The organism is Escherichia sp. TW09308, assembly GCF_000208565.1.
GTDB classification, from domain to species: domain Bacteria; phylum Pseudomonadota; class Gammaproteobacteria; order Enterobacterales; family Enterobacteriaceae; genus Escherichia; species Escherichia marmotae.
The window spans coordinates 4,048,282-4,061,000 of record NZ_AEME01000001.1 but is presented as its reverse complement, the minus strand read 5'-3'; the positions used below and the strand labels follow the sequence as shown (position 1 = coordinate 4,061,000).

At 50.4% G+C, this 12,719-nt stretch carries 11 protein-coding genes; 10 read left to right on the top strand and 1 reads right to left on the bottom strand.

Annotation, left to right across the window (positions count from 1 at the left end):
- Positions 1 to 281 precede the first annotated feature (281 nt).
- A complete protein-coding gene (locus ESM_RS0119655) occupies positions 282 to 1,865 on the bottom strand; it encodes a TerC family protein (protein WP_000454698.1) in 1,584 nt (527 codons plus the stop codon).
- Between the two features lie 669 nt (positions 1,866 to 2,534).
- On the opposite strand from ESM_RS0119655, the gene wza reads away from it, so the two are divergent.
- The 10 genes from wza (at position 2,535) to gmd (ending at position 12,718) form a co-directional block, all read left to right on the top strand.
- Positions 2,535 to 3,674 carry a polysaccharide export protein Wza gene (wza, locus tag ESM_RS0119650; protein WP_000978108.1) on the top strand — a complete coding sequence of 380 codons (1,140 nt, stop codon included), beginning with the start codon at positions 2,535 to 2,537 and terminating at the stop codon, positions 3,672 to 3,674.
- Positions 3,675 to 3,679: 5 nt separating this feature from the next.
- Positions 3,680 to 4,123: a low molecular weight protein-tyrosine-phosphatase Wzb gene (gene wzb, locus ESM_RS0119645; RefSeq protein WP_000482894.1), complete on the top strand. Its 444-nt coding sequence runs from the start codon at positions 3,680 to 3,682 to the stop codon at positions 4,121 to 4,123.
- Positions 4,124 to 4,125: 2 nt separating this feature from the next.
- Positions 4,126 to 6,288: a tyrosine-protein kinase Wzc gene (gene wzc / locus ESM_RS0119640; protein WP_000137202.1), complete on the top strand. Its 2,163-nt coding sequence runs from the start codon at positions 4,126 to 4,128 to the stop codon at positions 6,286 to 6,288.
- 106 nt (positions 6,289 to 6,394) lie between these two features.
- Positions 6,395 to 7,234, top strand: coding sequence for a colanic acid biosynthesis glycosyltransferase WcaA (wcaA, locus tag ESM_RS0119635; RefSeq protein ID WP_001516637.1), 840 nt, complete (start codon positions 6,395 to 6,397; stop codon positions 7,232 to 7,234).
- A gap of 2 nt (positions 7,235 to 7,236) precedes the next feature.
- Entirely contained in the window at positions 7,237 to 7,725 is a 489-nt protein-coding gene (gene wcaB, locus ESM_RS0119630; protein ID WP_000888754.1) for a colanic acid biosynthesis acetyltransferase WcaB, read from the top strand.
- Complete coding sequence (gene wcaC / locus ESM_RS0119625) at positions 7,722 to 8,939, top strand: colanic acid biosynthesis glycosyltransferase WcaC (RefSeq protein ID WP_001023865.1); 1,218 nt, start codon at positions 7,722 to 7,724, stop codon at positions 8,937 to 8,939. Before wcaB ends, wcaC begins: the two co-directional genes overlap by 4 nt.
- Positions 8,914 to 10,134 (top strand): colanic acid polymerase WcaD, encoded by a 1,221-nt coding sequence (wcaD, locus tag ESM_RS0119620; protein ID WP_000099000.1) that lies wholly within the window; start codon positions 8,914 to 8,916, stop codon positions 10,132 to 10,134. The genes wcaC and wcaD overlap by 26 nt, the downstream gene beginning before the upstream one ends.
- A gap of 125 nt (positions 10,135 to 10,259) precedes the next feature.
- Positions 10,260 to 11,006, top strand: coding sequence for a colanic acid biosynthesis glycosyltransferase WcaE (gene wcaE / locus ESM_RS0119615; protein ID WP_000927095.1), 747 nt, complete (start codon positions 10,260 to 10,262; stop codon positions 11,004 to 11,006).
- Positions 11,007 to 11,021: 15 nt separating this feature from the next.
- A complete protein-coding gene (wcaF, locus tag ESM_RS0119610) occupies positions 11,022 to 11,570 on the top strand; it encodes a colanic acid biosynthesis acetyltransferase WcaF (protein ID WP_001153571.1) in 549 nt (182 codons plus the stop codon).
- A gap of 26 nt (positions 11,571 to 11,596) precedes the next feature.
- On the top strand, positions 11,597 to 12,718 hold the full coding sequence (gene gmd, locus ESM_RS0119605) for a GDP-mannose 4,6-dehydratase (RefSeq protein ID WP_000048206.1): 1,122 nt from the start codon (positions 11,597 to 11,599) through the stop codon (positions 12,716 to 12,718).
- Position 12,719 lies beyond the last annotated feature (1 nt).

Below are 12,719 nucleotides of genomic sequence, written 5' to 3'. Positions count from 1 at the left end.
ATGTGGGCTGAGGGCGCGTTTTACAGGGATGTTACCTCGCGCCCGTACCCGATAGCCGAAAGGAATAAGATGAGGGGACCGCGCCAGCGGCGATTTACCGCCGGGAGCCCGGGTTGCCAGGGTGGTGGCGATTGAGCCACCCTGGCACGTTCACCGGCTTGAGCGTTCCAAAGTAGCGAGGAACATAAAGTGAACGGAACAGCCTTCAATGTCACATACTCTCCCGGTTGAATGAAACGCCTGATGCGACGCTTTACGCGTCTTATCAGGCCTACATGCCCTCACACCTCATACTCCAAATTATCTTCCTTATGCAGCGGAATAATCTGCACCTTCTGTACGCGATGGCTCTCCACCTGCAACGTTTTGAGCAAATAATCCCCTACCTGTACTTCTTCGCCAGGTTGTGGAATGCGCTGCAAATATTCCATCAGCAGCCCGGCAATGGTGTGATATTCACGCTTCTCGTCCAGCGGCAGCGGCACATATTGCACCAGATCTTCCAGCGGCATATGGCCATTCGCCGTCCAGGAGCCGTCGGCGTTTTTCTGAATATCATGACGGGCGTCGATCTCTTCCACTTCGTTCGGCAGGTTCCCGGCGATGGTTTCGGTGACGTCACTTAATGTCACAATCCCTTCCACTGAGCCAAACTCATCCACCACAAAAGCAAAGTGCGTGCGAGCGTTACGGAACTGCTCGAGGGCAGGTAACAATGGCAAGGTTTCCGGAAATACCAGCGGCTGGCGAATTAACACCCGCAGGTTGAGCGGTTCACCGCGCAGCGACTGTTGCAGCAGGTCGATAACGTGAACAACACCGAGCAAATCTTCGGCGTCGTCACCGTCGGTAACGACCAGACGCGTGTGCTGATTTCGCTCCAGTAACCGGCGGATCTCTTCTTCCGGGGCGTTGAGATCAATATGCTCAATATCGTGACGTGAGGTCATAATGCTGCTGACGGTACGCTGATTCAGATTGAGTACCCGCTCGATCATCCGCCGCTCCTGCGGATTAAAGATTTGCTGATTATCATGATCCACCAGCATTGACGCGGTTTCGGCATCCAGTTCTGCATCTTCTTTTTGCCCGCTTAACAGGCGCATCACTGCTTCGGTTGTGCGCTGACGCAGCGTCTGGTTGGCGGAAAGAAAACGGCGTCGGTTAAAGATGGCTAACTGGTTGAGCGCCTCGATCATCACTGAGAAACCAATAGCAGCGTACAAATACCCCTTCGGAATGGCGAATCCGAAACCTTCCGCGACCAGGCTAAAGCCAATCATCAACAGGAAACTTAAGCACAGTATAACGATGGTTGGGTGGCTATTAACGAACTGAGTTAACGGCTTGCTGGCCATCAGCATCAGACTGATAGCGATAACGACGGCGGCCATCATTACCAGTAAATGATCGACCATCCCAACGGCGGTAATCACCGAGTCGAGAGAGAAGATGGCGTCCAGCACGACTATCTGCGTCACCACGCCCCAGAACTTCGCTCCTTTGCGTTGTGTGGGGTTATTGCTGTCTTTCCCTTCCAGCCGTTCGTTCAGCTCCATCGTAGCTTTGAACAGCAGGAAGAAACCACCGAACAGCATGATTAAGTCGCGGGCGCTAAAGGTAAACGAGCGGAAGCTAAACAGCGGTTGGGTCAGAGTGACCAGCCAGGAGATTGACGCCAGCAGTAACAGGCGCATTAACATTGCCAGCAGTAGTCCGGTAACTCGTGCGCGGTCGCGCTGCTTCGGCGGTAGTTTTTCTGCGAGGATGGCAATAAAGACCAGGTTATCAATACCGAGGACCAGTTCGATCACTATCAGCGTGATTAACCCGGCCCAGATAGACGGATCGGCAATCCATTCCATAGTAAGTGCAATACCTATTCGTTGTATGACAAATGTCACAATTCGATCATGGATAATGATGCGCCAAATTGCAATGCTCAGGCATGACTTATCAGATTTTTATTCACAATGAATCCGGTAATCAATCCCCTTTATTTTGTGTTGAAAATAACTCTCTTATCGCAAATATATTTAAGAAATATCGCATATGGAGGTGGTATATTAAATATTGTCAATATAAAGAAACTCCTAAAAGATACAAAAAATAGCCTTCATATAATTCTTAAAAATAGTCAATTACCGATTTGTTACCTTGCCTGCTATTCCTTTAGCTGTAACACTTCTTCCTGAATTATTGGAGAGCAAATATTTAATTACCATAATGCTATCTTATAGTCGGGGAAATAATTTCCGGAATAATGCTTTCACATAGACTGTTGCATGGTGAAAGGGTTGTAAAATTTGAACCAAATCAGTGTATTGGTAGCTAAAAAGCCAGGGGCGGTAGCGTGTCTGGATGCCTGAACGATGAGTCTGAATTATTCTGTCAATAGCCTGCGGATGAAATCAATTTTTTTAGGACTGATGCCAGTTAAATTTTTATTCAATTAACTGCAAGGTAAATGTGCATAGTGATATTGCGACGAATAATGCACAGGATAATGACTCTGCCAAAGTGATAAATAAACAATGATGAAATCCAAAATGAAATTGATGCCATTATTGGTGTCAGTAACCTTGATAAGCGGTTGCACAGTACTTCCGGGCAGCAATATGTCTACGATGGGTAAAGACGTCATCAAACAGCAGGACGCTGATTTCGATCTCGACAAAATGGTGAATGTTTATCCGCTTACCCCACGTCTGGTTGATCAATTACGCCCACGCCCCAACGTGGCGCGCCCTAATATGACGCTGGAAAGTGAGATTGCTAATTACCAGTATCGTGTTGGACCTGGCGATGTTCTTAACGTCACTGTCTGGGATCACCCTGAACTCACCACGCCTGCCGGTCAGTACCGCAGCTCCAGCGATGCCGGTAACTGGGTACAGCCTGACGGCACCATGTTCTATCCGTATATTGGCAAGGTTCACGTGGTGGGCAAAACTCTCGCTGAAATTCGCAGTGATATTACCCGCCGCTTAGCGACATACATCGCTGACCCGCAGGTGGACGTTAATATCGCCGCCTTCCGTTCGCAAAAAGCCTATATCTCCGGCCAGGTGAATAAATCCGGTCAGCAGGCCATTACCAACGTGCCGCTGACCATTCTCGATGCCATTAACGCCGCTGGTGGCCTGACCGACACCGCCGACTGGCGCAACGTCGTTCTGACACACAATGGCCGCGAAGAACGTATTTCTTTGCAGGCGCTGATGCAAAACGGCGATCTCAACCAGAACCGACTGCTTTATCCGGGCGATATTCTTTACGTGCCGCGTAATGACGATCTGAAAGTGTTCGTGATGGGCGAAGTGAAGAAACAGAGCACCCTGAAAATGGACTTTAGCGGCATGACCCTGACTGAAGCCCTGGGCAATGCCGAAGGTATTGATATGACCACCTCTAACGCCAGCGGCATCTTTGTCATTCGTCCACTGAAAGGCGAGGGCGGGCGCGGCGGCAAGATTGCCAACATCTACCAGTTGGATATGTCCGATGCCACTTCGCTGGTGATGGCGACGGAATTCCGCCTCCAGCCTTACGACGTGGTGTATGTCACCACCGCCCCGGTTTCCCGCTGGAACCGCCTGATCAATCAGTTGCTGCCAACTATTAGCGGTGTCCGTTACATGACGGATACAGCCAGCGACATTCATAACTGGTAATCGTCATGTTTAACAACATCTTAGTTGTCTGCGTCGGCAATATTTGCCGCTCCCCGACGGCGGAGCGCTTACTGCAACGTTATCACCCTGAGCTGAAAGTGGAGTCCGCTGGGCTCGGTGCGTTGGTAGGTAAAGGCGCTGATCCTACCGCCATCAGCGTCGCCGCAGAACATCAACTGTCTCTGGAAGGTCACTGCGCCCGGCAAATCAGCCGCCGCCTGTGTCGCAACTACGACCTGATTTTGACCATGGAAAAGCGCCATATCGCCCGTTTATGCGAGATAGCGCCGGAGATGCGCGGCAAAGTGATGCTGTTTGGTCACTGGGATAACGAATGTGAAATCCCCGACCCCTATCGCAAAAGTCGGGAAACGTTTGCAGCGGTGTACACATTACTTGAACGGTCTGCCCGCCAGTGGGCGCAGGCATTGAACGCAGAGCAGGTATAAGAATGACAGAAAAAGTAAAACAACATGCCGCTCCGGTAACGGGCAGTGATGAAATCGATATTGGTCGTCTGGTCGGCACCGTCATTGAAGCACGCTGGTGGGTGCTTGGCATCACTGCCGTATTCGCCCTCTGTGCCGTGATTTACACCTTCTTCGCCACGCCGATTTACAGCGCCGATGCACTGGTTCAAATCGAACAAAGTGGCGGTAATTCGCTGGTGCAGGACATCGGTTCGGCGTTAGCCAACAAACCGCCAGCATCGGACGCCGAGATCCAGTTGATTCGATCGCGTCTGGTGCTCGGCAAAACGGTTGACGATCTCGACCTTGATATTGCGGTGAGCAAAAACACGTTCCCGATTTTCGGTGCGGGTTGGGATCGTCTGATGGGACGCCAGAACGAGACGGTGAAAGTGACCACCTTTAACCGTCCAAAAGAGATGGCGGATCAGGTATTTACGCTTAACGTTCTGGACAACAAAAACTACACCCTGATCAGTGATGGTGGCTTTAGCGCCCGTGGGCAAGCAGGCCAGATGCTGAAAAAAGAGGGCGTCGCGCTGATGGTCGAAGCCATTCACGCCAGTCCGGGCAGTGCGTTTACGGTTACGAAATACTCCACGCTCGGGATGATTAATCAACTGCAAAATAGCCTGACGGTAACGGAGAACGGCAAAGACGCTGGTGTACTTAGCCTGACTTATACCGGTGAAGATCGCGAACAGATCCGCGACATTCTTAACAGCATCGCCCGTAACTATCAGGAACAAAATATTGAACGTAAGTCGGCAGAAGCGTCGAAAAGCCTCGCCTTCCTCGCACAGCAGTTGCCGGAAGTGCGCAGCCGCCTTGATGTCGCTGAAAACAAACTGAATGCCTTCCGTCAGGATAAAGATTCCGTCGATTTACCGCTGGAAGCAAAAGCAGTGCTCGATTCGATGGTCAACATCGACGCACAGCTTAACGAACTGACCTTTAAAGAGGCGGAAATCTCCAAACTGTATACCAAAGTCCACCCGGCCTACCGTACCTTGCTGGAGAAACGTCAGGCACTGGAAGACGAAAAAGCCAAACTTAACGGCCGGGTGACGGCGATGCCGAAAACTCAGCAAGAGATTGTGCGCCTGACCCGCGATGTGGAATCTGGTCAACAGGTCTATATGCAACTGCTGAATAAAGAGCAGGAGCTGAAAATTACTGAAGCCAGTACCGTCGGTGATGTACGTATTGTTGACCCGGCAATCACCCAGCCTGGTGTACTGAAACCGAAGAAAGGGTTGATTATTCTTGGTGCGATTATCCTCGGCCTGATGCTCTCCATTGTTGGCGTGTTGCTGCGCTCACTGTTTAATCGCGGTATTGAAAGCCCACAGGTGCTGGAAGAACATGGCATCAGCGTTTACGCCAGCATTCCACTGTCGGAATGGCAGAAAGCACGCGATAGTGTCAAAACGATTAAAGGTATTAAACGCTACAAACAGAGCCAGTTGTTGGCGGTGGGGAATCCAACCGATCTGGCGATTGAAGCCGTCCGCAGTCTGCGTACCAGCCTGCACTTCGCGATGATGCAGGCGCAAAATAATGTGCTGATGCTGACCGGGGTTAGCCCGTCAATTGGTAAAACCTTTGTCTGTGCCAACCTTGCCGCGGTGATCAGTCAGACCAATAAACGGGTGTTGTTGATCGACTGCGATATGCGCAAAGGCTATACCCACGAGTTACTCGGCACCAATAACGTCAATGGCCTGTCGGAGCTACTGATTGGCAAGGGTGATATTGCGGCCAGTGCCAAACCCACTTCGATTCCTAATTTTGACCTGATCCCGCGCGGTCAGGTGCCGCCGAATCCGTCTGAACTTCTGATGAGCGAACGCTTTGCCGAACTGGTGAGCTGGGCGAGTAAAAACTACGACCTGGTGTTGATTGATACGCCGCCGATTCTGGCAGTGACCGATGCGGCAATTGTCGGGCGTCATGTCGGAACCACCTTGATGGTGGCGCGTTATGCGGTCAACACCTTGAAAGAAGTGGAAACCAGCCTCAGCCGTTTTGAGCAAAACGGGATTACGGTGAAAGGGGTGATTCTGAACTCCATCTTCCGCCGCGCCAGTGCGTATCAGGATTATGGCTACTACGAATATGAATATAAGTCGGATGCAAAATAACGAGGTCGGTTTCCCGATACCTGCATTCGCACCGCCCCGTAGGCCGGATAAGGCGTTCACGCCGCATCCGGCAAGCAAACCAGCTCATAAGCCGGGAGAACAAACTATGAAAGAAAATCCGCTGATCTCAATCTATATGCCGACCTGGAACCGCCAACAACTGGCGATTCGGGCGATCAAATCGGTCCTGCGCCAGGACTACAGCAACTGGGAGATGATCATCGTTGATGATTGCTCTACGTCCTGGGAACAGTTGCAACAATACGTCACAGCCCTCAATGACCCACGCATCACCTACATTCACAACGATATTAACAACGGAGCCTGCGCGGTACGCAACCAGGCGATTATGCTGGCTCAAGGGGAATACATCACCGGGATCGATGACGATGACGAGTGGACACCCAACCGCCTGAGTGTCTTCCTCGCCCATAAACAGCAACTGGTCACTCACGCCTTTTTGTACGCTAACGACTACGTTTGCCAGGGCGAAGTCTATTCCCAACCGGCAAGCCTGCCGCTGTATCCTAAATCGCCGTATTCACGCCGCCTGTTCTACAAGCGCAACATCATCGGCAATCAGGTTTTTACCTGGGCGTGGCGTTTCAAAGAGTGCTTGTTCGATACCGAACTGAAAGCAGCACAGGATTACGACATCTTCCTGCGGATGGTGGTGGAGTATGGCGAACCGTGGAAAGTGGAAGAGGCGACGCAGATCCTGCATATCAATCACGGCGAAATGCAGATCACCTCGTCACCGAAAAAATTCTCCGGATACTTCCATTTTTACCGCAAGCACAAAGACAAATTCGACCGCGCCAGCAAAAAGTATCAACTGTTTACCCTCTATCAAATCCGCAATAAGCACATGACCTGGCGCACTTTGCTGACACTGTTGTCAGTGCGCAATGGTAAACGTCTGGCGGACGGGCTGCGGGGGCGCTAAGGATGCTGGAAGATCTGCGCGCCAATAGCTGGAGTCTCCGCCCGTGCTGCATGGTTCTCGCCTATCGCGTTGCCCATTTTTGCTCGGTGTGGCGCAAAAAGAACGTCCTCAACAATCTGTGGGCGGTTCCGCTGCTGGTGCTGTATCGCATTATCACTGAATGCTTTTTCGGTTATGAAATCCAGGCTGCCGCGACCATCGGACGTCGTTTTACCATCCATCACGGCTACGCGGTGGTGATCAATAAAAACGTGGTGGCGGGGGATGATTTCACCATTCGCCACGGCGTCACTATTGGCAATCGAGGAGCCGACAACATGGCGTGCCCCCAAATTGGCAACGGCGTCGAACTCGGTGCCAATGTCATTATTCTTGGCGATATCACCATTGGTCACAACGTGACTGTCGGCGCGGGCAGCGTGGTGCTCGATGCTGTCCCGGACAACGCGCTGGTGGTGGGAGAAAAAGCGCGAGTGAAGGTAATTAAATGAATATTTTGCAATTTAATGTGCGGCTGGCGGAGGGCGGGGCGGCAGGCGTGGCGTTAGATCTCCACCAGCGCGCACTGCAACAGGGGCTGGCGTCACATTTTGTCTACGGCTACGGCAAGGGCGGCAAAGAGAGTGTCAGCCATCAAAACTATCCGCAGGTGATTAAACACACCCCACGCCTGACGGCGATGGCGAATATCGCACTGTTTCCACTGTTTAACCGCGACGTGTTCGGCAATTTTAATGCGTTATATCGCACCATTACCCGCACGCAGGGGCCAGTGGTGCTGCATTTTCATGTCCTGCACAGTTACTGGTTGAATCTCAACAACGTGGTGAGATTTTGCGAAAAAGTGAAAAACCACAAGCCAGATGTCACTCTGCTCTGGACGCTGCACGACCACTGGAGTGTCACCGGACGCTGCGCCTTTACCGACGGTTGTGAAGGCTGGAAAACGGGCTGTCAGAAATGCCCGACTCTAAATAACTATCCGCCGGTGAAGGTTGATCGCGCGCACCAGCGAGTTACAGGCAAACGCCAGTTGTTCCGTGAGATGCTGGCGCTGGGCTGTCAGTTTATTTCCCCCAGCCAGCATGTGGCTGACGCTTTCAATAGTCTGTACGGGCCTGGACGTTGCCGGATTATCAATAACGGGATTGACGTGGCAACCGAGGCAATTCTGGCGGAACTGCCACCGGTGCGCGAAACCCAGGGCAAGCCGAAAATCGCTGTGGTGGCGCATGACCTGCGTTATGACGGCAAAACTAACCAGCGACTGGTACGCGAAATGATGGCGCTGGGCGATAAAATCGAACTTCATACCTTCGGTAAGTTCTCGCCGTTTAGCGCAGGCAACGTGGTCAATCACGGTTTTGAAACCGACAAACGTAAGCTGATGAGTGCGCTTAATCAAATGGATGCGCTGGTATTTAGCTCTCGCGTCGATAACTACCCGCTGATTTTGTGTGAAGCGTTATCCATCGGTGTGCCGGTGATTGCCACTCACAGCGACGCGGCGTGGGAAGTGCTGCAAAAGTCTGGCGGTAAAACCGTCAGCGAAGAAGAAGTGCTGCAACTGGTGCAGTTAAGTAAACCAGAAATCGCGCAGGCGATATTTGGCACCACACTTACCGGGTTCAGCCAGCGCAGTCGCACCGCCTACAGTGGACAACAGATGCTGGAGGAGTATGTCAAGTTCTATCAGGATCTGTAGCTACCTGCTGTTGCCGCTGATTTACCTGCTGGTTAACGTCAAAATCGCCCAGCTTGGCGAAAGTTTTCCCATCACCATCGTCACCTTTTTGCCTGTCTTGTTGTTGCTGTTTTTAGAGCGCATCAGCGTTAAAAAATTGATGATAGCGTTAGGGATTGGTGCGGGACTCACGGCGTTTAACTACCTGTTTGGTCAGTCTTTGGATGCCAGCAAATACGTTACCTCGACGATGCTGTTTGTCTATATCGTGATCATTATTGGCATGGTGTGGAGCATTCGCTTTAAAACCATTTCGCCACACAACCACCGCAAGATATTACGCTTCTTTTATTTGGTGGTTGGGCTGGTGGTGGCGCTGGCGGCGGTGGAGATGGCGCAAATTATCCTTACTGGCGGCAGCAGTATTATGGAGTCGATTTCGAAATACCTGATTTACAGTAACAGCTATGTACTGAATTTCATTAAATTCGGTGGCAAGCGCACCACGGCACTTTATTTCGAACCAGCATTTTTCGCTCTGGCATTAATCTCAATTTGGCTCAGTATCAAACAGTTTGGTATCAAAACCCCTAAAACCGATGCTATGATTCTCGCAGGGATAATATTATCTGGATCGTTTTCAGGGGTTATGACCTTTATCCTGTTTTATTTGCTGGAGTGGGCATTTCAGTATCTGAATAAAGAGGCGATTAAGAAAAAATTACCGCTGGCATTGATTTCTTTGGCTGTATTCCTGGTTGGTGTGGTCATTGCGTTTCCTTATATTTCCACCCGTCTGGGAGATTTAGGTACGGAAGGATCGTCATCGTATTATCGTATTGTTGGTCCGCTGGTGATGGTCGGTTATTCTTTGACCCATATTGACGGTGTGGTCAGATTTGGCTCACTTTATGAATATGTCGCATCATTCGGAATATTTAACGGTGCGGATGTCGGAAAAACCATAGACAATGGTTTATATCTGCTGATTATTTATTTTTCCTGGTTCGCGGTGTTTTTATCGCTGTGGTACATGGGGAAAGTGATAAAAATGATGCTCAACGCTTTTGGTGATAACCGCAATTTTCGCGTGCAATTATATCTTTTTACTCCGGTGTCGCTGTTTTTTACCGGTTCAATATTTAGCCCGGAATATGCATTTTTAATCGTCTGTCCGTTTATTTTGCGAAAAGCGTTAAATATACACCCTAAATAATTCGAGTTGCAGGAAGTTGGTGACACAGCGAATCCCAGGAGCGTACACGAGTACGTGACTGGGGGGAGCGAGGAAAACCAACGCACATGCAGCTTGAAGTATGACGGGTATTACGAGGTAAGAACATGTTGCTTAGCATAATCACCGTCGCGTTTCGTAATCTCGAAGGGATAGTTAAAACACACGCCTCCCTGACGCATCTGGCGCAGGCGGAGGATATCAGCTTCGAATGGATTGTTGTCGATGGCGGTTCGAACGACGGCAGCCGTGAGTATCTGGAGAATCTGAATGGTGTTAATAACTTACGCTTTGTCAGTGAGCCAGATAACGGCATCTACGACGCCATGAACAAAGGCATTGCGATGGCGCAAGGCAAATTTGCTTTGTTTCTCAACTCGGGCGATATCTTTCACCCGAATGCCGCGAATTTTGTGCGTAAGTTAAAAACACAACAAGATAACGTGATGGTCACTGGCGATGCGCTGCTGGATTTTGGCGATGGCCATAAAATTAAACGTAGCGCCAAACCTGGCTGGTATATTTATCACAGTCTGCCCGCCAGTCATCAGGCGATATTTTTCCCGGTTTCTGGTCTGAAAAAATGGCGCTATGATCTGGAATATAAAGTTTCTTCCGATTACGCGCTGGCGGCCAAAATGTATAAGGCCGGTTACGCATTTAAAAAACTCAATGGCCTGGTGTCTGAATTTTCCATGGGTGGAATTTCTACCACCAATAATATGGAATTGTGTGCAGACGCCAAAAAAGTACAACGACAAATATTACATGTGCCTGGCTTCTGGGCTGAATTATCCTGGCATTTACGCCAGCGTACTACCTCAAAGACGAAAGCCTTATATAACAAAAGCTGAATATAAGGGAAAACGATGCAGGATTTAAGTGGGTTCTCGGTGCCGAAAGGGTTCCGGGGCGGCAACGCGATTAAAGTGCAATTATGGTGGGCGGTACAGGCAACATTATTTGCCTGGTCACCGCAAGTATTGTATCGCTGGCGGGCATTTTTGTTACGTTTATTTGGCGCAAAAATAGGAAAAAACGTAGTTATTCGCCCGTCAGTAAAAATTACTTATCCATGGAAATTAACTTTAGGTGATTACGCGTGGATCGGTGATGAGGTTAATTTATATACCCTTGGCGAAATTACCATTGGCGCTCATTCGGTAATTTCACAAAAAAGTTATTTGTGTACCGGCAGTCATGATCACGCAAGTGACTATTTCACTATTAACGCCTTGCCAATTGTGATTGGCGAGAAATGCTGGCTGGCGACGGATGTTTTTGTCGCGCCCGGCGTCACTATTGCCGACGGCACCGTCGTAGGTGCGCGAAGCAGTGTTTTTAAATCGCTTCCGGCAAATGTGGTTTGCCGGGGGAACCCCGCAGTGGTGATACGCAAACGCGTTGAAACTGAATAAATTCAAAAAATACAGAGGAATAAGACATGTCAAAAGTCGCTCTCATCACCGGCGTAACCGGACAAGATGGTTCTTACCTGGCAGAACTGCTGCTGGAGAAAGGTTACGAGGTGCATGGTATTAAGCGCCGCGCATCGTCATTCAATACCGAGCGCGTGGATCATATTTATCAGGATCCACACACCTGCAATCCGAAATTCCATCTGCATTATGGCGACCTGAGTGATACCTCCAACCTGACGCGCATTTTGCGTGAAGTACAGCCGGACGAAGTGTACAACCTGGGCGCGATGAGCCACGTTGCGGTTTCTTTTGAATCACCGGAATATACCGCAGACGTTGACGCGATGGGCACGCTGCGTCTGCTGGAGGCGATCCGCTTCCTCGGTCTGGAAAAGAAAACCCGTTTCTATCAGGCTTCCACCTCTGAACTGTACGGTCTGGTGCAGGAAATTCCACAGAAAGAGACTACGCCGTTCTACCCGCGCTCTCCGTATGCGGTCGCCAAACTGTACGCCTACTGGATAACCGTCAACTACCGCGAATCCTATGGCATGTACGCCTGCAACGGCATTCTGTTTAATCATGAATCGCCGCGCCGTGGCGAAACCTTCGTCACCCGCAAAATTACCCGCGCAATCGCCAACATCGCTCAGGGGCTGGAGTCCTGCCTGTACCTCGGCAATATGGATTCCCTGCGTGACTGGGGTCATGCCAAAGATTACGTAAAAATGCAGTGGATGATGCTGCAACAGGAACAGCCAGAAGATTTCGTTATCGCGACCGGCGTTCAGTACTCCGTGCGCCAGTTTGTGGAAATGGCGGCGGCACAACTGGGTATCAAACTGCGCTTTGAAGGCACGGGCGTTGAAGAGAAGGGCATAGTGGTTTCCGTCACCGGGCATGACGCACCAGGCGTAAAACCGGGTGATGTAATTATCGCCGTTGACCCACGTTACTTCCGTCCGGCTGAAGTTGAAACGCTGCTCGGTGATCCGACCAAAGCGCACGAAAAACTGGGCTGGAAACCGGAAATCACCCTCAAAGAGATGGTCTCTGAAATGGTGGCTAACGACCTTGAGGCAGCGAAAAAACACTCTCTGCTGAAATCTCACGGCTACGACGTGGCGATCGCGCTGGAGTCTTAAG

What these genes read in the sequence shown, in the direction of transcription:
- ESM_RS0119655 (WP_000454698.1), bottom strand. Translation starts at nt 1,865, where the DNA reads ATGGAATGGATTGCCGATCCGTCTATCTGGGCCGGGTTAATCACGCTG.
- wza (WP_000978108.1), top strand. Translation starts at nt 2,535, where the DNA reads ATGATGAAATCCAAAATGAAATTGATGCCATTATTGGTGTCAGTAACC.
- wzb (WP_000482894.1), top strand. Translation starts at nt 3,680, where the DNA reads ATGTTTAACAACATCTTAGTTGTCTGCGTCGGCAATATTTGCCGCTCC.
- wzc (WP_000137202.1), top strand. Translation starts at nt 4,126, where the DNA reads ATGACAGAAAAAGTAAAACAACATGCCGCTCCGGTAACGGGCAGTGAT.
- wcaA (WP_001516637.1), top strand. Translation starts at nt 6,395, where the DNA reads ATGAAAGAAAATCCGCTGATCTCAATCTATATGCCGACCTGGAACCGC.
- wcaB (WP_000888754.1), top strand. Translation starts at nt 7,237, where the DNA reads ATGCTGGAAGATCTGCGCGCCAATAGCTGGAGTCTCCGCCCGTGCTGC.
- wcaC (WP_001023865.1), top strand. Translation starts at nt 7,722, where the DNA reads ATGAATATTTTGCAATTTAATGTGCGGCTGGCGGAGGGCGGGGCGGCA.
- wcaD (WP_000099000.1), top strand. Translation starts at nt 8,914, where the DNA reads ATGTCAAGTTCTATCAGGATCTGTAGCTACCTGCTGTTGCCGCTGATT.
- wcaE (WP_000927095.1), top strand. Translation starts at nt 10,260, where the DNA reads ATGTTGCTTAGCATAATCACCGTCGCGTTTCGTAATCTCGAAGGGATA.
- wcaF (WP_001153571.1), top strand. Translation starts at nt 11,022, where the DNA reads ATGCAGGATTTAAGTGGGTTCTCGGTGCCGAAAGGGTTCCGGGGCGGC.
- gmd (WP_000048206.1), top strand. Translation starts at nt 11,597, where the DNA reads ATGTCAAAAGTCGCTCTCATCACCGGCGTAACCGGACAAGATGGTTCT.